This window comes from Paenibacillus sp. F4 (assembly GCF_002894905.1).
GTDB lineage: Bacteria > Bacillota > Bacilli > Paenibacillales > Paenibacillaceae > Paenibacillus > Paenibacillus polymyxa_B.
Genome location: NZ_POVS01000020.1, coordinates 247,534 through 273,582, shown reverse-complemented (window position 1 = coordinate 273,582; position 26,049 = coordinate 247,534). Strand labels below are relative to the sequence as shown.

Sequence of the window (26,049 nt, the reverse complement as noted above, 5' to 3'; positions counted from 1 at the left end):
GATTGGAGTTGCGCAGTTCTTATGACACCCCAAAACATTCTATTTGTTGACGACAGCCCTATGGTTCTGTCCCTGCTTGAACGGACCCTGACGCAAGAAGCTTTCACCTTACATACCGCTCACACGCCCAAAGAAGCCTTACAAGTGCTGGAACAGCACCCGATTGATGTGGTCGTTTCCGATCTGCTCATGCCTGGTCTGGATGGGATTACCTTCCTTCGCATGATTAAGAAGGATTATCCACATATCGTACGAATCATTTTGTCTGGTCACCTGCATACGCAGTCCATTTTATCGGCGATTAATCAAGTCGGTGTATTCCGTTTTTTGACGAAACCGCTGGAACTGGATGATGATACGCTAAAAAAAATACTGTATGAGGCGCTTGAGCAGGCCAAACTCAACCGAAACAACCTACATGTAGACCAGAACGTAGCTTCCGACCTGTCAGTTTTTATAGACAGCATTTTGAATGCACCGTACCGACCCTATGTGCTGCTGAATGAACAAGATATCGTAACCGCTGTACACATTGCACTCGCTGAGCTGTATCCTGTCGGCTGCTCACTACGTCATCCTGACGGGGAAGGTATTCAGTTAACCACGCATTCATTATATATACCGTATGAGGAGTCGGAATCTTCCAATCCCGACTTGTACACGCTGGATACACTGACCCTCGGCCATTCATCCTTACGCCTTATCCGCCTTAGCGAGATCGCCTGAGTGACGGGTGCCGCCCTTTAACACGGCGGCTACCCCAATCACAGTCAGGCATACATACATCCACAACATCCCCATCGTCAGCAACGGGTGACGGATATAGTTTTTCATATTCCCCCATGTATACAGCACCGGACGGAAGAAGTACCAACGTTCCAGCGCTTTTCGCAATCCTCCCTCTTCAGATGACATCGTACGATCCATCACCGAAAAGTAGTAGGCTTTTTTACGTAATACATCGTGCAGATACACCTGTTTTTCATCATGGTATACCCGTGTAAATACCGCCCGGCGAATGACTCCGCCAGACTCTATATAACGCAAGGTCGGCTGTATTTCTTCAAAAGCAATCTGCTCCGCATTAAACCCGCCCGTCGATTCGTAAGCGCTCATTCGCCAGAAGCGTGCGGCTTCAATGGAGCGTTTTCCCAAGGTCTCACCCGCGTTGTTAATCACATTTCGCTCAAAAACTTTCACTTTGGAAAAAAAATTGTTTGCTTCCGAATACGCCTCTTCCGGAACGACCAAGGCGCCAATATCCTGATGATCGTCAAAAAAGTCAATGCTCTGCTGAATCAGATGTTCGGCTAAAATCATATCGGAATCCAATACAAATATGTATTCGGCACCCAAGCGTTTCGCTTCCTCAACCGCCCTGACCCTAGCGACTCCCCGCTCCCCATGGGGAAGCTCCAATACCGTTACGGGTACTGAACTCCCTGCCGACAGCATACGAATCGTCTCAACGGTCCGGTCATTGGAGCCATCATCAGCAATTACAATATGCAGATCCTTGTAATTTTGCCCCATACAGCTTCGCAAACAAGGCTCTATCGTCCGTTCATTGTTGTACGTGGAGAAGAGAATGACCACTTTGTCCACTCTGTTCCGCCTCCTCTACCCAATCTTCCATCAACTGCTCAAACGCAGCAGCCGTATGATCAAAATGGAATCTTAACGCATATTGATACGCCCGCTCACGAATGGCCATGTAATCTTCGCCGCCCTTCGCTGCTCTTTCCATTTGTTCAGATAATCCCCGGATGTCGCCGTGAAAGCATAGATACCCGCTTTTCCCGAAATCCGTTGCATCCACCAGACCCGGCGAATTGCTGACAATGCTGGGGGTTCCAACGGCTGCCGCTTCGGTAATCGTCAACCCCCAGCCTTCACGCAAGGAAGGAAACACCAGCGCGTGGGCACGACTCATCAGCTCCAGCTTATGCTCTGCTGAAACAAATCCGTAAAAGGTAATATCGGCTTGCGATCGCCCCTGTTCATCCGGTTCTCCGTATGTCAATCCATATCGTTTCATAATCGGCAACAATTGTTCTGCCACATAGGTTTTATCGGTTTTTCCGGCAATCCATAACATAGCCTGAGGGAACTTTTCCTTGAGCTGACCAAAGGCCTCAACGACCAGATCAATGCCTTTATATTTGACGAAGCGCCCAGCGTACATAAAGGTCGGATTAGGCTCCTTCGTTAAAAATTGTTCACGCGGCCAATGATCAAACTCAATGCCTTCCGGTAAAAGATGGACACAATCCGGGTGAAAGCCCAGCTTAAGTAGATCATATCGAGTAGACGGAGATACCGTAAGCGTCCGATCCTTACGAGCCAGCTTAAGCATCAAAGGCTCCATATGAAACCCAATAACATTTAGCGGGAATTTGGCGTTCTCAAACCATATTTCCCTTGTTAGCTGATGTATGAAAAAAATTCGTTTGGATGCCTCCACCCAAAATCGGGTAAAGAATTGATGCGTATTTGCCTGGTTAATCACATAGTCGATCTTCCCTCGATGACGACGGTAATAGCGCATCGCATAATAAATAACACTGTATATGTTCCCTTTTCGAATATACGTAATACCGTCAATAACTTCATGCTCAGGCATCCCCTCAAATTGGGGTGAAAAATGAATGAACTGGAAGCGGCCTTGCTGTGAGCGTTTAAGCATTTCGTGGGTGAAAATTTCTGCTCCCCCGCTTTTAGGTGAACGAATGTCACGCCAGGAAAGCAATAGAACTACGGTTTTACCGTCCTGTTCATGTATGGTATTCATGGGGTAAATCCCCCTTTATCTTTATTTTGAACAAATGCACATAGGCGTCTATCACAAAGTAGAGAGCCATAGCCCCGTAAACTATGAACTCAGATAGCAAAAAATCTACCGGATCTGTGTGGGCAATATGAAAGGCTACTAATAAAGCAGCGGCTCCTGCCATCAGACTGAACATAAATTTGCGTCTGCCCACCAATACGTGCATATGCACAAAAAACAGCACGATGGAAAATAGCCAGTACACCCATCCTCCCCATGGAATATAGGCCTCGGCCGATTGGTAAGAGACTCCGAATAATATGGGAATAGAGGAAGGGAACACAAAGGTCGTGCCCACATATACACAGATTGCAGCTATAACCATTAAACCGGCATAGACGGCAATCAACTTGCCCAAAGCTTGGCGGTCATGCCCCTGCGCACCGATCTTTGGAATAAAGGCAGCAATTAGGCTATACGAAACGTAATAGACCAACTGGCTGTACTTCAGCGCAATGGCATAGCTACTAGCCTGCTCGGGAAAGTAATGCTGTACATACAACATGTCGATGGAGATACAAAACAAAATAAATAAATTCGTCACAAGGCTATCGGTGAAATCCTGACCCAATGATTTCCATAGCCCAGAAGGGATATGTTCTCCACTGTATGTGAAAAGGGACAAGCCACGAGCCGAAACGATCCAGCCGTGGAGCAGCGACAGCAACATTCCTCCACAGCTCGCTAACAGTAGCGCTTCCAGCTTTAACCCTAGTGCAGCCAGAACAAAAAACAGGCTCAACTTCCCTAATACCTCAATGTAATAGTTCACATTGAGCGCCAACATGCGTTCCCTGCCTTGTAAATCTCCGCGGCACGAACTCACAAGAATATGCAGTCCGATCAAGCCATACAGCATGAACAGCGGGCCGGATTCGACGCCTAATAGCGAACGCAGTAACGGATGAAAGATGAGTAAAATGATCATGGCAAGCACGGTTAGCACCAGAGGTGCTTTGAGTAATAGAGAACCGAGCGGTAAGCTTCGTAGCGCAAGCTTTTGGTCTCCCTTAGAGACCAGTTTGGCGGTTAATAGCTGGATGGATAAACCCAAAACGGATAAAAGTGCAAAAAGTGCCAGCAGCGCATTCGCCTGGCCATAAGCTTGTCCGGTAAGATACCAACTCGCTGCAATGTGGAAGAAAAAATTAAATCCGTTAAGCAGCACATTAAAGAGAGGAAACATCAACGATCGCAATCGGTTGTTCACGTTGTTATCTCACCCGCCGATCCAGTCGCCAAATATCAATGATGGAGCGCAAAAAACGAATAGAATCCTTCCAGACATGGATGTGCGAGCCATCCCGGTCAATACATTTGACGGGTAATTGCAGCACACGAAGCTGGAGTCGCTTGGCAATAAACATCATTTCTAGATCCAGCGCCAGTCCGAGCTGTTCCTTTAAATGCGGAAACATCCGTTTCACTGCAACCGAACTCATCACTTTAAGCCCAGTCTGGGAATCCACCACACCTGTGGGTAAAAAAGGACGGGAAATGACCCGCTTACCAAAGCTGACGACAGATCGCAATAAAGATCGATTCTCAGCGGTCATATCCTTGGTTCCGATCACGACATCATAATAGCCCTGCTGAACAACATTAATCATTCTGGCAATATCCTCAATAAAAAAGGAGTCATCTGCGTCCACAAATACATAGTAATCCGCACCAATGGTCCGCATCCCTTCCAGATACGTCCCTGCCTTACGTGTATTGCGTCCCAATTCCCTTGTTTGAAGCAGCGGGCTAAGATTCTGATTAATCCGGTTTACGGACAAGTCCGTGGCTGCCTCCAGCGCTTTAATCAAGGCATTCGTACCATCGTGGCTGCCATCATCAATGAGATAAATCGAACCTTCAATAATATGGCTGCGGATAAAGGCTTGCAGTCGTTCAGCAAAGGTTTTGACATGAACAAAACGTTGCTCTTCGTTATATACAGACAAGATAAATGCAATATGTTGGCTTTTGGTCGAATACTCGGGATAGAGCAAGCTTTGTATTTCCGAAAGCATTTCTTCGGTGTCATTGGCTTGCCAAAATAGCAGGCGCAAACGGCCTACTCCGGTGATTTGCACCATATGCTGATCACTGAACGGAATTGTTACATCCGTCACCAATAACAATGGCATTTGCGGAAATTGGCTACGGATCTGATTGGCTTTCTGCACCGCCTGCCCCGGCTCCCTATAATCAATCAGGCAACAACATGCGTTCTCGTAGACTGAAGCTGCCTCCGTGTCCTCGCACTGTATATATTGGTAAAAACAAATCACATTGGGATAATCAATAGCCCTGTCGTTATCGCTAAAAATGGCTATAGGTCCCTGCACACAAACCTCTCCTTTTCCTCCGAATAGTTCTATTTTGTTGAAAAAGAATTAAGAATGTTTGCTTATAGGAGTTAAATTAATGTCCAAATACTTCATATTTCCTTAACAAAATAGCTGACACTCCATGATATATAAGGAGATAAGAGAAGAAAAACTGATTTTCATATTTAATAAAAACAGAGTATTTAGACCTGATACATCAGAACCAAAACCATCAGAATTAGTTAGCGCATCTATATTGAAAATTAGTTCTTTTAGATCAATAGAAGGAAATATATATGGTTATTTTGTCATAGATAAATGCAAGAATAAAACAGATTTGCACGTCCATACTATGGACAACATGTCATCTTTCGTTATGAATAGTTATGAAAATGAAGAGAAGGAAGGTCTTTCTATGGAAGCATTTTATGTCAATCGCGATGGGTCATTATCTACTCCATTACGGGGAAAGGATGTGTTGGCAAATCCCCTTTTGAACAAAGGTGTCGCTTTTACAGAAGAAGAACGCAAAGAACTGGGTTTGGAAGGAATCCTTCCTCCAACCGTCCTTTCATTGGAGAAACAGAGCGTACGGGCATATCAGCAGTTTCTGGCACAACCCACCATGTTGCGTAAAAATGCTTCTCTCAACGACCTTCACAACCGAAACGTCGTACTCTACTACCGGCTGCTAACCGATCATTTGAGTGAAATGCTGCCCGTAGTCTACACGCCGACCGTAGGAACCGCGATTCAAGAATATAGTCACGAGTACAACCGCCCTGGAGGCGTATATTTGTCGATAGATAACCCGAACGGTATTGGACAAGCATTCCATAATTCTGGTTTGAGCGGCCATGATGTAGATCTGATCGTCGTGACAGATTCCGAAAGTATTTTGGGGATTGGTGACTGGGGCGTCGGGGGGATTAACATCGCTATCGGCAAGCTTGCAGTGTATACGGCTGCGGCAGGCATTCATCCCGGGCGGGTGCTGCCAATTGTACTGGATGTAGGCACAAATAATGAAAAGTTGCTGAATGATCCACTGTACATCGGAAACCGCCATAAACGGGTTCGCGGAGAAGCCTATAACCAGTTTATTGATACTTTTATCAGCAAAACGTTAGCGCAATTCCCGAAGGCGCTTTTACATTGGGAAGATGTGGGTAGCGTAAATGCGCGCCATATTATAGATAAATACGGTCAAAGCATACTCACCTTCAACGATGATATACAAGGTACAGGAGCGGTGACCCTGGCTGCGATTCTTTCGGCGGTGGGTGTCACCAAGACCCCGCTGCGTGAACAAAAAATACTTGTTTTCGGCCCAGGGGCTGCAGGAATCGGTAATGCTGATCAAATTCGGGGTGCTATGATCGAGGACGGCCTTTCCGCAGAAGATTCCTTCAAGTCCTTTTGGGCCTTTGATTATCGCGGGCTGTTAATGGAAGATATGGAAGACGTATTGGAGTATCAGAAACCATATGTGCGCAAAAAGGATGAAGTCAGCTCATGGACCCGGTCGGGTGACGGCAAAATACCACTGCTAGAGGTCATTCGTCAGGTGAAGCCTACGATATTGATTGGAACTTCCGGTGTAGCAGGTGCCTTTTCTGAAGAGATCATCAAGGAGATGGCGAAACATGTAGAACGCCCGATCATTATGCCCATGTCCAATCCTACAAACCTTGCAGAAGCAGTACCCGAGGATTTAATCCGGTGGACCGATGGCAAAGCACTGATTGCAACCGGAAGTCCTTTTGAGCCCGTCACCTATAACGGTACGAAATTTGAGATTGGACAGGCGAACAATGCCTTTGTTTTTCCGGGACTGGGTCTGGGTGCGATTGTGGTTAAAGCCAAAAGGATTACCCCTGCGATGTTTACAGCGGCAGCAGTTGCTGTTGCCAATGGTGTAGATTCGAATACGCCTGGCGGTGCGCTACTCCCTCATATCCGAAAATTACGCGAAGTTTCGTACGCTGTTGCGATTGCGGTTGCAAAAGCCGCGATACAGGATCAGGTAGCCCAGGCGCACATTTCAGATGTGGAACAAGCTATACGAGATGCAATGTGGAAACCGGAATATGCCAAGGTCAAAGCAGTGGAAAATGTAATTCATCACCCTCACTAAGCCCAAAACACCTAACTAGAGGAAATTTCATATTTTGCACACTATGTTTGACATAGCGTATGAACGTATGTACAGTAATAGTCAAAAGAATAGAAGTCCACTAGGGGAGCCGCTATGGCTGAGACAAGAACGTATCTTGGACCCTTTGAACCTGATCTAGTTCGTACTAGCGTAGGAAAGTGGAGCCTTCGTATATAAGGTTTCAAACGCTTTTTTTGCGAATTGGACCTATTGTTGAAGCCGCTCCCATTTTTCCGGGGCGGCTTTTTAGCGTTTTCCGGAATTGTTTTCTTACAGGACTTCTTGCTCTTCAATTAGATGGAGGTGGGGAAATTGAGTTTTACAGAAGAACTCCGTCGGCAGGCGGACGGCATTTTTCAAGCGATTTTTGAGCACCCCTTTGTGAGAGGTATTGCTGAAGGAAGTTTGACAAGGGGACAGCTGATTCACTATGTAAAACAGGACTTTGAATATTTGAACGCCTACATGCGGATATACGGCATCGCAATCTCCAAATGCACGAATCGGGAGGATATGGCTGTATTAAATGAACAAATCTCTTTTATTCTCCACAGCGAGGTTCATCCGCATCAAAATTTCTGTGCTGTCGCAGGGGTGACCTATGAAGAGTTGCAGGGATATCCGCTCGCTCCGTCGGCTCATCACTATATCCGTCACATGCTGACGGTTGCGCATGAGGGTAGCCTGGGCGAGATCTTGGCTGTGCTGCTGCCATGTATGTGGACGTATGCCGAGATTGGTCGCAGGCTGCTGGATGAAGTAAAGCCGGATGAGTCTCATCCGTTCTATGAATGGATTGGCTTCTATGGAGACCAGCTTGATGATACAACACTCAAGTTCCGAGAACGTGTAGATGCTTGGGCGGAAGACGCAACGGCTGCTGAGCGGGAGCGGATGATTGAGCATTTTATACTGAGCTGCCAGCTGGAATATAAGTTCTGGGACATGGCTTATAAGCAGGAAGAATGGCCGGTCCAGATGCAGGCAGCGGTCTTGGAATAGTCAGCCTGGCGATTCGATGTGTGAAGTACGTTTAATGCCCTGTTGAACCACCAACTATAGAGAGGATAATCATTATGAGTACATGGAAAAAAAGTTATTCGGATCTCCTGACGAAGGTACAAAACAGCAAACCCCTCGTTCACAATATGACCAATGTGGTAGTCACCAACTTTACGGCCAACGGTCTGTATGCATTGGGCGCCTCCCCGGTGATGGCCTATGCACCCGAGGAAGTAGCAGATATGGCAAAAATAGCAGGCGCCGTCGTGTTAAACATCGGTACACTGAACCGCGAACTGGTGGATGCCATGATCATTGCTGGACAATCGGCGAATGCACACGGTGTTCCGGTGCTGCTAGATCCGGTCGGTGCGGGAGCAACGAGCTTTAGAACTGAATCGGCACTGCGAATCCTGAGTGAAGTCAAAATCTCATTGGTGCGGGGCAATGCAGCCGAAGTCGCACATCTTGTTCGAGAAGCGCGTGAGATTAAAGGCGTAGATGCCGGTGACAGTGCTGACAGCGGCCATGTCGATCTGGCAATTCGGGCTGCTCGAACGCTCAATACGATGGTTGTCATTACTGGAAAAGAGGACGTCATCACCGATGGGGCCGAAGCACGAATGATTAGCGGCGGAGACGCGCTCCTCACGAAGGTAACCGGAGCAGGCTGTCTGCTGACCTCTGTTTTAGGTGCCTTTGCAGCTGTTGAACCCAACCTGCTGCTCGCAGGTACAGCAGGTTTGGCATTTTACGGTGCAGCAGCTTCTCGAGCCGCAGCACGTACCGCAGAGCTGGGGCCCGGTAGCTTCCAGATTGCCTTTCTCGACGAGCTGGCCAAACTGCATACAGGTTCACTAGAGGGGCATGTCTCGATCCATGAAGCCGGAACAACAGTAGCAGGTGGTGCGCGATGACAGACGTTCGTGTACCCAGAGCGCTGACGATTGCTGGTTCGGACAGTGGCGGCGGGGCTGGAATTCAAGCTGATCTCAAAACCTTTCAAGAACTTGGCGTGTACGGCATGTCGGCTATTACAGCCGTTACCGTACAGAATACCTTAGGAGTCCACGGCGTATATCCGCTACCAGAGGAAGCAACAGCGGAACAGATCGAAGCCGTAGGATTAGACCTTGGAGTGGATGCCCTGAAGACTGGCATGCTGTTTAATGCCGGCATCATCCGTCTTGTGAGCGAGCAGATCCGAAAGTTCGGCTGGAAAAAGGTCGTCGTCGATCCCGTGATGATTGCCAAGGGAGGCGCTGAACTGCTGCAGCTGGAAGCGGTGCAGGCTTTGAAGGACGACCTGCTCCCCTTGGCCCTGGTCGTTACACCGAATATCCCGGAGGCGGAAGCCCTGACAGGGATCAGTATCCATACGATGGAGGATCGCCGCGAGGCTGCGAGACATATTAGCAGTATGGGACCAAAATTCGTTGTGATCAAGGGCGGCCACGCTGACGAGAGCGAGAACAGCGGACAGATTGTTGACCTGCTTTTTGACGGAACCGCCTTTATAGAGCTGAGCGGCAAGCGAGTACGGACTGTCCATACACACGGAACAGGGTGCACCTTCTCGGCAGCGATTACCGCGGAATTAGGGAAAGGGATGTCTGTACCGGAGGCTATCTCGAATGGTAAAGCCTTCATCCAGGCGGCGATTGAGAATACGTTGTCTCTGGGACAGGGACACGGCCCAACCAATCATTGGGCCTACCGACGTCGTCAGGAGATGCTTCTATGAGCGGCAGAATATTGTCAGAGGTGGTGCGCCGCCATCTACAGATATACCTGGTGCTTGGAAGCGTGAATTGCCTCGCGGAACCAGGCTGGGTCGTGCAGGAGGCTCTGGCTGGCGGGGCAACCATGGTCCAGTTCCGAGAAAAGGGTCTCGGCGCGTTAACGGGCGTTCCTATGTTCGAACTTGCGCGCCAGCTACAGGAACTGTGCCGTCACGCTGGTGTCCCCTTCATCATCAATGACGATGTGGAGTTGGCTCTTGAACTCGACGCCGACGGTGTTCACATCGGTCAGGACGATGAATCCGCCGATTCCGTCCGCGAGCGGATCGGAAATCGAATTTTAGGCGTCTCCGCCCATACCATTGAGGAAGCACGTCGAGCCATCCTGCAAGGTGCTGATTATCTCGGCGTCGGGCCAATCTATCCCACCATCTCGAAAGATGATGCCCATGCCGTACAGGGACCGGCAATTTTATATGAGATGCGTAAAGCGGGAATTGATGTGCCGATTGTTGGGATCGGAGGTATTACAGTGGACCGTGTTGAGGAAGTCGCACGTGCAGGTGCAGATGGTGTAGCGGTGATTTCAGCCGTGACACAGACAGAGCAGGTTAGAGGTGCGGTCAAGGAATTAAAGAAAAATATGGTCTCATTTCTCAATGATCCGATCTACATGTTTGATATTGATTCAACAAATCATCCAGCTTTTTAGATTGTTCTATTACTTTGGGATGTGTTAAAAATCCATACTTTTTCTGGACCTGGTACAGTTTCTTCCTAGCTCGTTCGACACAAAGTAAAGTCACACTTTGATTCATCAGCATGATCCCTCCTATATGTCATATTTTATAACAAAAAGACGTTTTTTGGATTTTCAAATGATGCGCCTAACAAAAAAAGAACATCCCAAAAGTTTGCATAAACAGCGAAGCCCCAAAATCCACGTAAAAAAGCCTCCGTCTCCACTAATAAAGCGGGACCGAGGCTCTTTTTCATAAAAAGATTCAATGAATATTAGAACATACAACCTAACCGTTTTAAGCACCTCCAATTTGTACTTGAGGCGTTATTCTTTGATTTTGGTTATGCGACTGAACAGGCATTGATAAAATAAACAAGAAGCTAGCTGCGATGACCAGCAGAATCATTTTTTTCAACATTGTCTAACCACACCTTTTCTAATAGTTTGAAATACTCTTCCCTTGTTTCGGGAAGCGCATGTGCTTGGAAATGTGCAAAAAGTCCCGTACAGTTTATAAAATAAGTCTCATTATTTAGTATGTGGGCTTTTACCAATGCATATATTAAGTGTTTAAAGCCATCATTGAACATTCCCCGTCTTAAATAGTAATAAGCCAGTTCATAACCAAACCATGCAAAATAATCCGGCATCACTTGTTGGGTGTACATATCAGTAGATTGTGATAGCAGAGCAAAAGAATTAATCTCCACTTCAAAACGTGAAAGGACATCATTGATATCTATTGCATATCGGTTAGCAGCTATCATAACGTTCAGCAACTTGGATAGCTTTTCATTCTCGGTAGTGATTGATGTGGATGCAATATATTCAACATAATGAGGAAGCACATTCGTATCTCCAGATAGGAGTTTATTTACATAAATATTACCTTCTGCCCAATGCTTGAACAAGTTGACCCAGTGTTGAGTTTTCTGGTCTGTCTCGATCACCCAATCTAAATCTGCGTAGGCATTTGTAAATTGTAATGCTTGCTGATAATCGCCTTGGGCTTCACAGACACTCGCACACAGTAAATCAGCATAGGTAATGTACACAAACATCGGGCGACTCAGCCTCTTTTCAGACTCCTCCCACTCTCGCTTTTTCTGTTGATGTTTCAAAGAATATTGGATCTCCGCTTTGGCTCTCATTTTTCGAGCAGTTGCATCGAGCTTGTCCCATTCACGCAGAGAACGATACACATTCGCCAAATCTTTTAACGCATCGAGTTGATCTATTTCATTCAGACGTTCGACAAAGGGTTCAAATCGTGTAGCCGCCTTGAGATTTCGGATCTGATTGTTACCCACCTGAATGGTAAACAGACGATACTGACAGATAGCCAAACGTTCAGAGTGCTGGTACTTCTCGCCTTCCGCAATCCCTTCGTAGAGCAACAATGCAGCATTGTGCTGACCTTGTGCGAATAATTTTTCTGCTGCATCAAATAACTTTGGGGAATATAGAAGGTTGTCCATAATATGTCCCACTACAAGCTGGATAGCATCCAACTTGTCCAGTTCCGCACAGCGAAACAACAACGGCTCAATTCGCCTCCAATCCGGGGAACGCTCAATGATGTAGTTATCTATGTATAGTTCGTAAAAAAAACCTTCTGGTAGTCCCATAGCCCAAGTGATCCGATCAAGCTGATGTATAGCAACAGGACGATCCTTGGCAATCCAATTATTAAGTGTTCTTTGATGAACACCTGAATGTTCGGCAAATTGTGCCAGCGTCAAATTGTTTTCCCCTAAATAATCCTCTAACTTCGTCAAAATCGTAGGTGTATGTCCCAAGTCATAACCACCCTTCATACAAAAAATCCAAATTTTATACTTTCACCTCAAATTATTCACCAAGTTTTAACATGTGTCAACATTTTTCTTCCATTATTCCTACTATATAAACTTGAATATGGAAATTAATAACCACTAACATGAAGTCCCTTTTGGAATCAGGTGGTCGCTCGCTCTACTAATTTGAATTCCAGATGATGTATCGTTTCATCCAGCCCTTCAAGGGCATTGCAAATCATAATGAACGCATTCTCAGCTTGCTTGTCTATCGGATAATGAATCGTTGTTAAATCAAGCAAATGCGATATTTCGGTGTTATCAAAGCCTACTACTGCAAAATCGCTTGGCACAGAAACACCGAGTCTCCGTGCTTCAGTCAAAAGACCTGCTGCCAAATAATCGGTAGAACAGGCAAAGGCGTCCGGCCTGTCTGTTTGTGCTCGTTCTGCCCACCAATGAGCTATTTGTTCACCAGCTTCTATTGAATTTAAATCATAAAAATGTGGGAAGGCCTCAGCATCCAAATCATATTTTTCGCAAAAGTCATGATAAGCTCGAATGCGTTCTTTTGTATTCAACCCCCGCATGCTGCCGTACACATTCACAATTTTCCGATATCCTCGGGCGTACAAATGTTCCAACGCCAGCGTATAGCCCTGATACTGATCCATAAATACAGACGGGATTGCCTCAATGTTTACACGCTGCCAGGTCACAATCGGACCATATTTTGTATAATGCTCAATCACACTCCACTCATTAACGCGAATCATGCAGACCAAGGCGTCCAGTTGCTTTCTCCGCAACATTTCCAGCGCTTCAAGTTCTCGGCCTTTCTCCCCATTCGTAATAAACAGCGCTATATTAAAGCCATGCTCCTGGGCATACATTGTAAATCCACGTACAAATAAACCCAATGAGTCATTAAAAGAAAGTGAAATAATCCCTATAAGCTTGGTCATGCCTTTTTTTAAAGATACCGCATTTAAATTAGGTACATAATCCAGTCGGTCTATGACCTCCTGCACACGCTGTCTTGTCGGTTCACTTACGTACGGATGGTTGTTAATGACACGGGACACCGTAGCCGAGGATACACCTGCCAGCTTTGCAATTTCATGAATATTCGCCATTTTTCTCACCTCGTTCTTCCTATTTTAGCATGTTCGTGTTTAGCATGTTCGTAGCGTCCGCCCTATAATTGTCACCTTCCCAAAATAAGTTTTTTAAAAGCGCTTGACCTGTAATGCATTACAGGGATTACAGTGAATTTGTGCTTAAGAAAGCGGTTTACAAAACATACTTAGGAGGCACTAACTATGAAAAAAGGCATAAAGATTGCAACCATTGGCGGAGGCTCCAGCTATACACCAGAATTAGTAGAAGGCTTCATCAAACGTTATGCAGAGCTTCCCATTCGGGAATTGTGGCTGGTAGATATTGAGGCAGGACGTGAAAAACTGGAAATCGTAGGTGCTATGGCCAAACGGATGGTGAAGGCCGCAGGCATTGATTGTGAGGTACATTTGACGCTGGATCGTCGGGAAGCGTTGAAGGACGCCGATTTTGTAACGACCCAATTTCGGGTAGGCTTGCTGGAAGCCCGGATTAAGGATGAAAGTATTCCGTTAAAACATGGCATGATCGGTCAGGAGACCAATGGTGCCGGAGGAATGTTCAAAGCGTTTCGCACCATACCCGTTATCCTCAGTATCGTCGAAGATATGAAAGAACTGTGTCCGAATGCATGGTTGATTAATTTTACCAACCCTGCGGGTATGGTCACCGAAGCCGTGCTTCGTTATGGTCAGTGGGATAAAGTCATCGGATTATGTAATGTTCCAATCGGCGCGATCAAGAGTGCATCAGCTGTGCTGGACAAACCGGAAGAAGAGCTGTTCTTTAAATTTGCAGGGATTAACCACCTTCATTGGCACAAAGTTTATGACAAAACAGGGGCCGAATTAACAGAGCAAGTCATTGAAGGACTGTACGCTCCGGGTGCAAAGCCAGAGAAGGTCGTTGAAAATATTAAGAACATGCGCTTCCTGTATGATCAAGTTCGTCAATTGAAAATGCTGCCTTGTCCTTACCATCGGTATTACTATATGACGGATAATATGCTCAAGGAAGAATTAGAGGAAGCCAAAAATGAAGGAACTCGGGGCCAAGTGGTCAAACGTCTGGAAGAAAGTCTGTTCGAACTGTATAAAGATCCGAATCTGGATTACAAACCAGAGGAACTATCCAAACGCGGTGGTGCGCATTACAGCGATGCAGCCTGTGAGATCATTAATTCCATTTATAACAACAAAGGCACATTGATGGTAGTTAGTACACGTAACAATGGGGCCATTGATGATGTTCCTTATGATAGCGCCATTGAAGTGAGCAGTGTCATTCGCGCCCATGGTGCTGAACCTGTCAACTTTGGTAAATTCCCACCTGCACAGCGAGGCTTGCTGCAAGTAATGAAGGCAATGGAAGAGCTGACGATTGAAGCGGCGGTCACCGGTGACTATGCAACAGCACTGCAAGCCTTCACCCTGAATCCGCTCGTACCAAGCGGGGACATTGCTCAAACCGTACTGGATGAATTGCTAGAAGCACACAAAGAGCATCTACCTCAATTCTTTGCTCATAAGGAGAAGGCGACGGTATAAAGCTAGCAGCAATCATCCTGCTGGAACACAAAAAAGCTTCCTACATGTAGGAAGCTTTTTGCTATACGTCCCAGGAGTACTTGCTGGGACGTTGGTGTTATTGGGTTTGTCAAATTTATGTGTAGAGGATGTGTAGAATACCTTAATTTTATAATTCCACATTTAAAGCCACCTAGTGTTACTAATATCATAAAACCTTATTATTTCAACATTTAATAGGCTTTTTGACTGTTAAAGATGCTCTTATAAATAAAGGTCCATTCTCACACAACCATTCACACAAGGAGAATCCACCAGGAGCTACAGTCATCTTAGCATAATTGAGCGCAGCAAACTAGAAATCCTCCACTAACAAGGGAAAAGTGCCAGAGCTTGCTGGCATCATCGAAGACAAGCTTCAAGCGACCTGCTCTCCTGAGCAAATTACAGAACGACACCGTCAAGAAGGACAGGAGTTCGTGTGCTTTATAACGATCTATCGCTGGCTGTTCTCCGGCACAAAGGCAAGCGTCAGAAGCCCTCTGAGACACGCCTGTTACGCCAATCTGAAAGCTACTCATGGTGTACAGGTATATTTTGCAGCCCCCTATTCCTCCTGGCAACGAGGCTCAAACGAGAATACCAACGGCCTCTTGCGAGAGTTCTTTCCTAAAGGAACCGATCTCGCTCAAGTTACGGATGAATCCTTACACCATGCTCTGGATCTAATTAACCACAGACCACGTAAGTGTCTGGGCTGGAGAACTGCTCACGAATCCTTTTCAGAAGAACTGTCGCACTTGGCTTGACAATCCGTCATTAAGCTTATTGATAAATTTGTTAGACTTTTTTAAAGTATCATCTCCGTTGAAAAAGCAATAACCGCTTTCCCCGTAATTTGAACTAATACGGGTTTTCCCTGTTCCTTTTTCACATGGACATGCATTGTTCCCTCCCTTTTGATTGCCTCACCTTGTAAAATATTAAAATCAAAAGACTGCTCATTCTTATTTTGCAAAATGTTATAGTGTACCAAATAGGCTCCAAGCGGTCCGTTTGCATTTCCTGTCACCGGGTCTTCAGCTATTCCAATTGCTGGAGCAAACATTCTTCCGTGAACCAATATATCCTCTTGTGGATGTAATGTAAAAACATAATATCCATTACATCCAATATGCTTGCTGATTTCTGTAAGCTTCTGCAAATCAGGTTTTAAACTATGTAGTATTTCATTGGAGTAAATCGGAACCATTACCTTAGAATGACCTGTTGAAGATATTGCAACTGGATATTCCATGCAAATATCTTTACAAGAAATACCTAACGCATTTGCAATCTGACTTCTTATTTCATCATTTAAAGGCTCTGATACAGAAGGTTCTCCCTGTGTCATTACAATAGAATAGTCATCTTCATGCTTTATAACATCAACAGGCAATATACCTGCTTTTGTTTTCTGAATAATTCTTCCAGTTTCAGCTTTTCTCTCAATTGCATAAACATAATGTGCTGCTACTGTTGCATGACCACAAATTGGAACCTCTGTTGTTGGAGTAAAAAATCTTACTCCAACATCATAATTTGAAGAATTTGTTTCAAAAATAAATGCAGTTTCCGAATTATTTAATTCTCTTGCAATTCTCTGCATCTGCTCATCTGTAAGTCCATTTGCATTTGGAACAACCCCAGCAGGGTTGCCATGAAATCTATTTTTTGTAAATGAGTCTACTTGATATATTCTATATTTTTTCATAATTTCGCCTCTATAAATACTAGTTTGTCTGTCTGTTAAAACTGATATTAACATACTTTTTAGGCAGTTTCACTTAAATTAAAAGATATAATATGGCACTTTAATGAAAACGAACTGATCCTTATTATAGAATCGCGCTCTTTTATGGAAGATTGTTATTAAACTAAAGCCGGAGTTAGCTGAAATGGTCTTCTCAATCCTTATCTAAAAATGGAAAAAATATTTTATGATTATAGATACTTTTAGATTATGCCACGCCTGTTGAGTAACTCAATTCATAAAACAAGAGGTGCACTGAAGAAGAACGTGCTGAATCTGAATCAGCCATTCAACAGGTAAGTTTTGAAGAAGAAATAGACGAGAAAATCGCGCAAAGGAAAGAACGGCATGTTGGGGCCATGAGGTCTGATCAGCAACAAATAGCCAATTGAGCAGGACATAGACGATTAGAGCACAGAATAATTGCCCATAGACCGCATTTTCAGTCATGCCCAACAGCGTTGGAATATTCAAATGTTGCTTGATCCAACGAAAGAAGACTTCAATCTGCCATCAAGCCTTATTGATCTGTTTCGACCCCCTGAAGGGGTTGCCCATTTTCTGCTCGTAAAGCGACATGAAGTTTAATAGCTGCACGCTCTCCGTGATAAGGAGCCCAATGGATCGATAGCTACCCCATTGTTCCAACGCAGCCATGCACCAGTATTGGAGTAAATGGTACACCGTAAACTTGCGGGCTTTGTCTTCATAACCTATTAACTTCACAACCCTTTGAACTTCTTCAGGAGTCAGCATGGATTGAAGGATAGATGTAATCGTGATAGAATTTCTCATAAGTTCGTCTTCTTTCGGATTCGTTTGGATGGTACCAACGATTCTGCAGAAAAGACGATCTTTTTTCTGCCATTTTGTGGTTATTCAACAGGCGTGCTACAATATAGGGGTATTAGTTTATATAGCGTGTAAAAATCGTGTGTATAATTTGTGTAAACAGGTGTATTAATCACACCTTTTTCTAACGTTTTCTATCGTAACCCCAATAAAATAAAAAACGCCTCAAACCCTTATATATCAAGGATTTGAAGCATTTTTAATTTCGTTCAAACTTTACATATCTGAACTCTTCGACGTCCCAGGAGGGATTCGAACCCCCGACCGACGGCTTAGCTTACCACTATAGTTTTCACTACTTATACTAGGCACACCAAGTGTTTGAGACGTATTCAATTCGTACTAGGGATTCGGTCAAATTACGTTCTAAGACTGAAAGTATCTTAATCAATACAATAACTCTATTTGACATTTTAATCAATACTAATCGTTTCGTTTTAACGTCCGCTTTTCATAATGGTGTCAGGTACAATCATTCTTAATTCCGAAAACACCAATATATCGGAAAATACCGCCTGTGTATCTGTTATATAAACAACAACTATAACTTCTCTTGAAGAATAGATTTTAACAATTCAATTGCTGGTTCATCTGTTGGATCGTTTGTACCTAACTCACCTTTGAAGGCTTTTGAGAGAACAGCAGACTTGATTTCATCGACATTTATATTCAATAATTCTTTAACTTGAAGTTCCTTATTAAAGAATCCGTCTAATAATTCTACAATTTTCAATTGTTCTTCTAAAGGAGGTAATGGTAATAGAAATTCACTAATCATAGTAGCACTTAAATTTTCTTGATTCCCACCCTTAGCAATACTCCTAAATCTATTATACCCCTCCATAAAATAGTAATATAAATATTCAGGTGTTATATAAGAAGAAGGTAATAATGCACAAACAGCTTGATTACATGTTGCTTCAATATCTAAAATAGCTGCTCGGCCTCTGGTTAAACCTTGTCCATACATCGCCACTAATACCGAATTTTTTGGCAACCATTTAGCTGAACTTTTTTCTACACCTAATTGAGTTATATGTTCTTCTGCTTGAGAAATTCTATTCCATTTAATTTCACCTGTTTTTATCCAAGGTACTTTACCATCTAAATAATATTCTTTAAATGCCTTTTTTGGTGTACCACCAGAAGTTATTTTCAAAACATCACCTAGCTTAACCCATTTCCATGTAGAAGGGATAGAATGTCTAATATCAGTCTCAAGAATCTCGGGATTAATTTTTGCTTTAAAAGTGGTTTCTGATTTCAATTTTTTATATAGACTATGTGCATCTTCTACAATTTCATTTTTTCTAAATGAAGTTGTCAGTTCACCTTTCAAGGCTGCTTCTAAAATCCCTGCACGTCTAAGTTCAAAAGTTTCTTTTGCTTCATCAATCAATTGTTTCGCTTCATCAATTTTAGCAAATAAAATTTCAATTTTATCAGCTATTTTAACCTGTTCACTTTTATTAGGAAGCGGTATATATAATTCTTCTATTCTAAATAGAGCTAACTTCGGTTGAGAGCTTGAAACCGTCGAGAGAAATATTTGTTCTTGTATCTCACTACTTCTAAATAAATAATGTAGAAATTTATTTGATACACCACTACCTAACACTATTTTAGCTGCATTTTCTGTCAAATTTGCTCCATCTAATTCTTTTGGAATTATGCCTGTTTTACCAATAGTACCCGCAATAGAAATATAAATATCTTTTGTTGAAATAGTGTATCTAGAGATTTTAGACGCCGTTTCTTCCTGTAAATACTTGACGTTTTCAATATTTATTGTACTTTCACCGAAATCTGTAACTCTTATATAAGGATAATCAGTTTTTTCATCTGTAAGCTGATGCCCTTTAGGTAGTCTTTTCCCACCTTTTACACTTGCAATACCTTTTAATTTTACCCAAACCCAATTTTCAGGAATCGCATAAGGCTGTTCATCTTCTGGCACTAACGCCTCTTCTAACAACTCATCCAAATTCTTTTTCTTCTTACTCACGATCCTTCACCTCAATCGCTTTCAATTCAGCTACAACTTCACCTAATAAATCCATTGCTTGTTGCAACTTATCAATTGCTTCTTCTGCTGATTCAAGTGGATCTGGTAGGTTATCGTAAGCTGATAATGATTCATCAGCAATTAAACCAATATCTAAATTATCACCTTTTGCTGCAATCGCTTCACGAGTAAATAGATTCCATCGTTCATCTTGTACTTCTGCACGTTTTTCTGATTTATAAGCTTCAACAAACCTATCAAAATGTCTTTCAGTTAATGGTGTACGTTTACCGAATGATGGCATATTTGTACGTAAATCATATACCCAAACTTCTTTTGTATTGCCTTCATCTTTTGTGCCACGTTCGAAGAATAGGACATTCGTTTTTACACCTTGCGCATAAAAAATCCCTGTTGGTAATCGAAGAATTGTGTGAAGATCACACTTATTCATTAAGTCTTGACGGATTTTAGCACCTACACCATCTTCAAATAATACGTTATCAGGTAATACAACAGCCGCACGTCCTGTACCATCTGTTACAAGCGAATTATAAATAAGCTGTAAGAAGTTTAACTGCTTATTCGATGTTTCAAATGTTAAGTCATCACGTGTTGCACGTTCTCCACCCTTTTTTGTACCAAATGGTGGATTTGTTAATACAACGTTAAAATTCTTCATCCACTTACCGTTTGCAGATAAAGTATCGCCTTGTTCTAAACGTCCTTCCATATCATGAAGTAACGCATTCATTAAAGCTAAACGGTGTGTATCTTTTACAAGCTCCATACCTGTGAAAGCTTCTTTCTTTTGGAATTCAGCCTCTTCTGGTGAAAGATCAAAATAATCATCAGTTTTTTCTTTTAAATAACGGTCTGCTGCAATCATGAAACCAAATGTACCTGCTGCTGGGTCATTGCATCGTTCCCCGATTTTTGGATCAATCAGCTTCACCATTACATCGATTAGTACACGTGGTGTGAAGTATTGTCCTGCACCCGATTTTTTCTCACTCGCATTTTTTTCAAGTAAGCCCTCGTATAAATCTCCTAAACCTTCTTCTTTTGCGTTGTACCAATCTAACTCATTAATTGATTTCAGCAATTTCTCGAGGTTTTTTGGCTCATCAATACTTGTTGATGCACCGCTGTAAATTTGACGTAAACGTTCATTTTTAACTTCACTCTTTCCAAGCTCTAATAGTAACTCTTGATAAAACTCTTTTAATTCAATTCCTTCTTTCGAAAGTAAATCATCCCAACGGTAACCTTCAGGGATAACCTCTTCCATTTCTTGCTCTTTCATCATTTTTAAAAATAAGATATATGTTAGTTCAGTTACATATTGCTGATATGTAATCCCATCATCACGTAATACATTTGCTAAGCCCCAAAGTTTTGAGACGATTTCTGTGTTATTCATGTTTTTCCTCCATACTTCTTTTTAATCTTTGTACATTATAACCTTTCTAGGTTAATTGCTCTATTAGAAAAGGAGTTCCAATATTAGAACTCCTTAACACATCATTAAATAATCCGTTTAGCTGTCAGGATGGTAAATAATTTACCACAGCTTTTTAACTAGCATATAAACTCTCATTAATTAACTTCACAATTTGATCGACTTCTTCACCTAGTTCTTTCTTCAAACGATTATATCCTCCTTGACTTTTAAACGGCTCTTCTGAAAAAGCATCTTGTGGATTAGGTGAAAGAACAGGCATTTCAATTAATTGCTTCTCTATACGCTCTAACCATTTACGCTGTCTAGGTGTCCAATCATGCATCGAATACACTTTTTTCATCGCATTTTTCACACGTGATTCAGTCGATACTAATGCCTCTCCCAATGCTGCTTGACGAATAAAGCTAATAATATCAGCCGCAATCTCTTCATTCTTCGCTTGTTTCCATGCTGTTTGTAAATGATCTTGCTTAAAGTGCTTTGTTGCTAAAATAACTTCAATTTCACGTAAGTCTTTACGAGTTAAGTCTTTCGGTCGTGTACACACAATTTGAAGTGCAGGGATTTCATTCATATTTTCTCGAATGAACTGTACAAAACCATCTAAATAATCGGTTGGTCGCTCGTTACCTTCCCCGTACCCACGTTTTACATCCGTCACTTCATCTTCATGATTTGCAATGACTTGTAGCTCTTTCTTCGTTTTATATGTCGCTACATAATCAAACAATACGCTATGATTCTGTGCTTGCTCAGGTGTGTAGGTTTGTAATTCTTTCGCCCATTCATCTACTGTTACACCTTTTGAAAGCTGCTCAAATTGTCGTTTTGCCTCATCATTGAATGTTTGTTTCTTACGTTGCACCTTTGCCACTAATTGATCTAAAAAGTGCTGTGCCTCATCTTGCGTCTCTGCTTGTATAAAGGATTCATGCAGCTCTCCTATTGTTACCTTTTGCTGCTTCACAACAGGCTTCATATCTGTATATTGCTGTAACTGATTATAGATTCCCACCGCATCAAAAATACGGAAATGAGATTTTTCAATCTCTGGACATAAACGAGTAGCACGCCCTAACATTTGATCGTATAGAATACGTGACTTTATACGGCGTAAGAAAACAATGTTTGTAATCTTCGGTACATCAATACCTGTCGTTAGTAAATCGACTGTTACGACAATATTTGGTAAGCGTTCATTTTTGAAACGTTTAATCATTTCATTTGGTTGATAAATCGAACCTGTAATTTTAACAATTGCATCATCTGATACATCATCACCATTTTCTGCAAATGCTTCCTTTAGTAAACGAACGATTAAATCAGCGTGTTGATCTGTTGCTGCAAAAATTAATGTTTTTTCTTCGCTTTCTGGATCAATATAATCAATTAATTTTGTTAAAACTGCCCGGTTAAAGCCTTCTGTAATCACTCGTTTGTTAAAATGCTCTACTTCAAATTTCAGTTCATCCTCTAGCTGCTCTAAAATGATTTCGCCTTCTTCTGGATCATAAACCTCTACTTCTTCGCCTTTTTCAAACGAAATACCATGCTGTTGTAATTCCGTTTCGAATAAATAAGGTGGCTCATGGTCGACTAAATAGCCATCTAAAACCGCTTCTGTATAAGAATATTTATAAATCGGTGAACCAAAAATTTCTGTCGTATGAAGTGCTGGTGTAGCTGTCAGACCAAGAACTGCCGCATCGAAATAATCAATAACTCTACGGTATTGACTTACATAATCATTTTGATCTCGGAATAGTAGCTCATCATCTGTCATTTCTCGGTCACTTGTATAACCTCGGTGTGCTTCATCGACAATAATAAAATCATATTGTCCAACAGAAGGTAATTGCTCTTGATCGTTATAAAACAAGCGTCTTACCATACCTTGAACTGTTGCAATTTGCACCTTTGTTTCCACATCTGGTGTCATATCTTCAAGTGATTTCACATCATAAATCGATGAAAACGGTAAACCATTTTCCATCTTAGAATCTTTTAAAGCGTCTGCCGTTTGTTGACCTAATGAATTACGATCGACTAAAAATAATATTCTACGACATTTCTTCGCTTTAATTAAACGATACATAAGAGCGATTGCTGTACGTGTTTTCCCTGTACCTGTTGCCATTGCAACAAGCATTTTTCTAGCTCCTTGCATTAATGCTTCTTCTACTGCTAATACCGCTTTTTGTTGGTAATCACGTAAACCAAACTTCGTAATATCCTCGTTTTTTAAGCTTTCATTTGCTCGTCTATCATCCACGTCTAATAGCATCTTTAAATCTGATGGTGAGTGCCAACCTTCTAAAGCATGAGATCGCTTCGTTTGATTACGTGCATCCCAAAACCAAATACCCGATTGATCTTCAAGCTGTCTTAAATACGGTCTACCATTAGAAGCAAAAATAAACGGCACTTTATATTCTCCATTTGGTGGCAATAATTCAATACCTTCTATTGCTTGTACTTCACGTGCATATACTTTTGCTTGGCTTTCAAGTGCCGATGGAATATCACGATGCTTTGCTTTTGCTTCGACAATACCGACCAATTGCAGCCCAATGAATAAAGCATAATCCGCATATTTCGAACCAACTTTCCATTCTGCTATCGCCATATTTTTATTTTTTTCGGGCATCGTTTTATGTTTCTTTTGATTATATTTTTCTGTATCAACAAGCCAGCCAGCTGCACGTAATTTATCATCAATTAAAATACGTGTTTGAGCTTCTGATAAACGATGCTTTTGAATATGTAGCTTTGATTTTTCTTTACGTCTTACACGTACATCTTTTGTAATTTCATCCTTTGTAATTGTATCAAGCTGCGTTAGAAGTTCTTTTTCCTTTTTAGCAATTTCTTCTTCTAAAGCTTGCACCTTCAATTGAAGCTCCTTAGAACTCTCTTCTCTCTCTGGCTCTCTATATGTAGGTGCGACAAATTCCCAATCAATATATACTTCCATAAACCAAATCGAGATTTGATACGCTAATGCTAGTAACTGTTTTGCTTCTTCTGTCGTACCATAGGATGCTTCATGAGAAGCGGTATTCCCTTTTCTGCGTAACGTGTGGAATATATCTAACATTTCTGGCTCTGCTAATCCTTCTTTTTTCATTGTATTTAAACGGTCTACTTGCCTTGTATCATACGCTTCACGAATGTTATCAGATGCTAAAACAGCTTTTGCAATTGATTCACCTAATAAACGTAATTTCATAATGGAAGTATGCGGATCATTATATAAATTATGCTCGGCACTTTCTCCAAGCTTCGCTAATACTTCCCATTCTCCTTTAAAAAAAGAAAAGTTACTCATTATCATCATCCACCACTTTTCTAAGTATTTGATCTAATTGTACTATAATAGGAATTATTGGACTAGGAGAACAAACATTTCAATAAAGCTTATCGTTTCGAAATTTTAGTCGTAGTATGTGTTCAGAGCGAGTCTGTAAAATATATTGTGTAAACTCTCAAACCCATTAAAATGGAAGTAAGGGAAGGTTAGAGAAACACATAGGACTTTGGTCAAAGGAGCAACTTCGGAAATTTATTAAGGTGAACAACTTAATCACTACACAAGATATCGAACGTAACTGGCATCGAAGAGCAAATCATTGCTCTGTATGCCAAAGGCATCAGTACCAGAGAAATTCAGGATCATTTAGGACAGATGTATGGTATTGAAGTGTCTCTTACGCTTATTTCCAATGTTACAAATAAGATTGTCCCTCTCATTAAAGAATGGCAGAATCGGCCTCTTCAAGGTGTTTATGCAGTCGTCTATCTGGATGCCACCCACTTCAAGGTCAAACAAGACGGGGCCATGATCAACAAGGCCGCCTACATGGTCATTGGCATCGATTTGGACGGAAACAAGGATGTGCTAGGCATGTGGATTGGTGAAAATGAGTCCTCAATTCTGGCTGAGTGTGCTGAATGAACTCAAGAATCGTGGAGTTCAAGACATTCTCATTATCTGCGTGGATAACTTGTTCGGGTTCTCTCAGGCAATTGCAGTCTGCTATCCCAAACTGAAATCCAAAAGTGTGTCATTCGCCAAATCCGTAGCTCCACTCGGTAGTTTCGTACAAGGATATTAAGAAAGTAACTGCCGACTTAAAGCCCATTTACAAGGCAGCTACCGAAGAAGGCGCCTTACTTAAACTCGACCGTTTTGAGCAGGTCTGTGGAGCCAAATATCCCCTTATTATCCGTTCTTGGCGAACCCATTGGGATGAGCTCGCTACCTTTTTTAAATACCCGCTAGAGATTCGCAGACTCATCTACACCACCAATAGGATTGAGAGTTACCATCGCCAACTTCTTAAGGTGACGAAAGGAAGAAGCATCCTTCCTACCGATGAAGCCTTACTTAAGATGCTCTATATGGCTACCATCGACGTCACTCAAAAATGGACAGGTCGTGTCCAAAACTGAGGCCAAATGTTGCTCCAGATGTCGGTCTTTTTCCCCGATCGGGTCGGTCAACACTTGCGATAAATCGCTACTTCCCCCTCGGGGGAATCTGTGCCTAAAAGAGTTTTCACAAAACTTTTGACAGACCCTCCTTTTCAGAGGAACTGTCCCACTTAGCTTGACAATCCGTAATATAAAAAAAAGGGATTCTGCATCAGTGACCGAAGCCCTGACCGAAGCCCTAATTTCTCACAAATCCATTTATCAACGG

The 26,049-nt window shown here is 42.6% G+C and carries 19 protein-coding genes, 2 pseudogenes and 1 riboswitch; of the genes and pseudogenes, 9 read left to right on the top strand and 12 right to left on the bottom strand.

Translation table 11 applies throughout. The features are described from left to right. Nucleotides 1-21: 21 nt before the first annotated feature. The gene (locus C1T21_RS24660) at nucleotides 22-726 is read left to right on the top strand and encodes a response regulator (protein WP_103050126.1); all 705 of its coding nucleotides are present in this window, start codon (nucleotides 22-24) and stop codon (nucleotides 724-726) included. On the opposite strand, the gene C1T21_RS24655 is transcribed toward C1T21_RS24660, so the two are convergent. The 4 genes from C1T21_RS24655 to C1T21_RS24640 are packed head-to-tail and all read right to left on the bottom strand — an operon-like array spanning nucleotide 694 to nucleotide 5,166. Next, nucleotides 694-1,605, bottom strand: a complete 912-nt coding sequence (locus C1T21_RS24655; RefSeq protein ID WP_013311659.1) for a glycosyltransferase family 2 protein — start codon at nucleotides 1,603-1,605, stop codon at nucleotides 694-696. The two genes, C1T21_RS24660 and C1T21_RS24655, sit on opposite strands and share 33 nt — an antisense overlap. Further along, a complete protein-coding gene (locus tag C1T21_RS24650; protein ID WP_103050125.1) occupies nucleotides 1,565-2,791 on the bottom strand; it encodes a glycosyltransferase family 4 protein in 1,227 nt (408 codons plus the stop codon). Before C1T21_RS24650 ends, C1T21_RS24655 begins: the two co-directional genes overlap by 41 nt. Beyond that, on the bottom strand, nucleotides 2,775-4,040 hold the full coding sequence (locus C1T21_RS24645) for a polysaccharide biosynthesis protein (RefSeq protein ID WP_103050124.1): 1,266 nt from the start codon (nucleotides 4,038-4,040) through the stop codon (nucleotides 2,775-2,777). Before C1T21_RS24645 ends, C1T21_RS24650 begins: the two co-directional genes overlap by 17 nt. A gap of 4 nt (nucleotides 4,041-4,044) precedes the next feature. Beyond that, a complete protein-coding gene (locus C1T21_RS24640) occupies nucleotides 4,045-5,166 on the bottom strand; it encodes a glycosyltransferase (protein ID WP_025720385.1) in 1,122 nt (373 codons plus the stop codon). Nucleotides 5,167-5,563: 397 nt separating this feature from the next. Between C1T21_RS24640 and C1T21_RS24635 the strand changes: the two genes are divergently transcribed. The 5 genes from C1T21_RS24635 (at nucleotide 5,564) to thiE (ending at nucleotide 10,762) form a co-directional block, all read left to right on the top strand. Continuing rightward, nucleotides 5,564-7,285, top strand: coding sequence for an NAD-dependent malic enzyme (locus tag C1T21_RS24635; protein WP_103050123.1), 1,722 nt, complete (start codon nucleotides 5,564-5,566; stop codon nucleotides 7,283-7,285). 92 nt (nucleotides 7,286-7,377) lie between these two features. Continuing rightward, nucleotides 7,378-7,480, top strand: a riboswitch (TPP riboswitch). Between the two features lie 138 nt (nucleotides 7,481-7,618). Beyond that, the gene (gene tenA, locus C1T21_RS24630) at nucleotides 7,619-8,308 is read left to right on the top strand and encodes a thiaminase II (RefSeq protein WP_103050122.1); all 690 of its coding nucleotides are present in this window, start codon (nucleotides 7,619-7,621) and stop codon (nucleotides 8,306-8,308) included. Nucleotides 8,309-8,382: 74 nt separating this feature from the next. Further along, nucleotides 8,383-9,225, top strand: coding sequence for a hydroxyethylthiazole kinase (thiM, locus tag C1T21_RS24625; RefSeq protein WP_180984651.1), 843 nt, complete (start codon nucleotides 8,383-8,385; stop codon nucleotides 9,223-9,225). After that, a complete protein-coding gene (gene thiD / locus C1T21_RS24620) occupies nucleotides 9,222-10,052 on the top strand; it encodes a bifunctional hydroxymethylpyrimidine kinase/phosphomethylpyrimidine kinase (protein ID WP_103050120.1) in 831 nt (276 codons plus the stop codon). The genes thiM and thiD overlap by 4 nt, the downstream gene beginning before the upstream one ends. After that, complete coding sequence (thiE, locus tag C1T21_RS24615) at nucleotides 10,049-10,762, top strand: thiamine phosphate synthase (RefSeq protein WP_103050119.1); 714 nt, start codon at nucleotides 10,049-10,051, stop codon at nucleotides 10,760-10,762. The genes thiD and thiE overlap by 4 nt, the downstream gene beginning before the upstream one ends. Here thiE and C1T21_RS24610 read toward each other — a convergent pair. The 3 genes from C1T21_RS24610 to C1T21_RS24600 all read right to left on the bottom strand — a co-directional run bounded on the left by C1T21_RS24610 (nucleotide 10,707) and on the right by C1T21_RS24600 (nucleotide 13,724). Further along, complete coding sequence (locus C1T21_RS24610) at nucleotides 10,707-10,874, bottom strand: aspartyl-phosphate phosphatase Spo0E family protein (protein ID WP_080682975.1); 168 nt, start codon at nucleotides 10,872-10,874, stop codon at nucleotides 10,707-10,709. The two genes, thiE and C1T21_RS24610, sit on opposite strands and share 56 nt — an antisense overlap. A gap of 298 nt (nucleotides 10,875-11,172) precedes the next feature. Beyond that, on the bottom strand, nucleotides 11,173-12,609 hold the full coding sequence (locus C1T21_RS24605) for a helix-turn-helix domain-containing protein (RefSeq protein ID WP_374703735.1): 1,437 nt from the start codon (nucleotides 12,607-12,609) through the stop codon (nucleotides 11,173-11,175). A 140-nt stretch (nucleotides 12,610-12,749) separates the two neighbouring features. After that, nucleotides 12,750-13,724, bottom strand: a complete 975-nt coding sequence (locus C1T21_RS24600; protein WP_103050117.1) for a LacI family DNA-binding transcriptional regulator — start codon at nucleotides 13,722-13,724, stop codon at nucleotides 12,750-12,752. A gap of 186 nt (nucleotides 13,725-13,910) precedes the next feature. Between C1T21_RS24600 and C1T21_RS24595 the strand changes: the two genes are divergently transcribed. Together C1T21_RS24595 and C1T21_RS28235 are read left to right on the top strand one after the other, a co-directional pair. Then, on the top strand, nucleotides 13,911-15,254 hold the full coding sequence (locus tag C1T21_RS24595; protein WP_103050116.1) for a 6-phospho-beta-glucosidase: 1,344 nt from the start codon (nucleotides 13,911-13,913) through the stop codon (nucleotides 15,252-15,254). Nucleotides 15,255-15,814: 560 nt separating this feature from the next. Further along, a pseudogene (locus tag C1T21_RS28235) lies at nucleotides 15,815-16,042 on the top strand (IS30 family transposase); the annotation flags it as partial. A 41-nt stretch (nucleotides 16,043-16,083) separates the two neighbouring features. Here C1T21_RS28235 and C1T21_RS24585 read toward each other — a convergent pair. The 5 genes from C1T21_RS24585 to hsdR all read right to left on the bottom strand — a co-directional run bounded on the left by C1T21_RS24585 (nucleotide 16,084) and on the right by hsdR (nucleotide 24,681). Beyond that, the gene (locus C1T21_RS24585; protein ID WP_103050115.1) at nucleotides 16,084-16,986 is read right to left on the bottom strand and encodes a PhzF family isomerase; all 903 of its coding nucleotides are present in this window, start codon (nucleotides 16,984-16,986) and stop codon (nucleotides 16,084-16,086) included. A 552-nt stretch (nucleotides 16,987-17,538) separates the two neighbouring features. Beyond that, on the bottom strand, nucleotides 17,539-17,820 hold the full coding sequence (locus tag C1T21_RS24575) for a hypothetical protein (protein WP_103050114.1): 282 nt from the start codon (nucleotides 17,818-17,820) through the stop codon (nucleotides 17,539-17,541). A gap of 598 nt (nucleotides 17,821-18,418) precedes the next feature. Further along, on the bottom strand, nucleotides 18,419-19,882 hold the full coding sequence (locus tag C1T21_RS24570) for a restriction endonuclease subunit S (RefSeq protein WP_103050113.1): 1,464 nt from the start codon (nucleotides 19,880-19,882) through the stop codon (nucleotides 18,419-18,421). Continuing rightward, nucleotides 19,875-21,305, bottom strand: coding sequence for a class I SAM-dependent DNA methyltransferase (locus C1T21_RS24565; RefSeq protein ID WP_103050112.1), 1,431 nt, complete (start codon nucleotides 21,303-21,305; stop codon nucleotides 19,875-19,877). The genes C1T21_RS24570 and C1T21_RS24565 overlap by 8 nt, the downstream gene beginning before the upstream one ends. A 154-nt stretch (nucleotides 21,306-21,459) precedes the next feature. After that, on the bottom strand, nucleotides 21,460-24,681 hold the full coding sequence (gene hsdR, locus C1T21_RS24560; RefSeq protein ID WP_103050111.1) for a type I restriction-modification system endonuclease: 3,222 nt from the start codon (nucleotides 24,679-24,681) through the stop codon (nucleotides 21,460-21,462). A gap of 264 nt (nucleotides 24,682-24,945) precedes the next feature. On the opposite strand from hsdR, the pseudogene C1T21_RS28365 reads away from it, so the two are divergent. Continuing rightward, nucleotides 24,946-25,862, top strand: a pseudogene (locus C1T21_RS28365) (IS256 family transposase); the annotation flags it as partial. Nucleotides 25,863-26,049 lie beyond the last annotated feature (187 nt).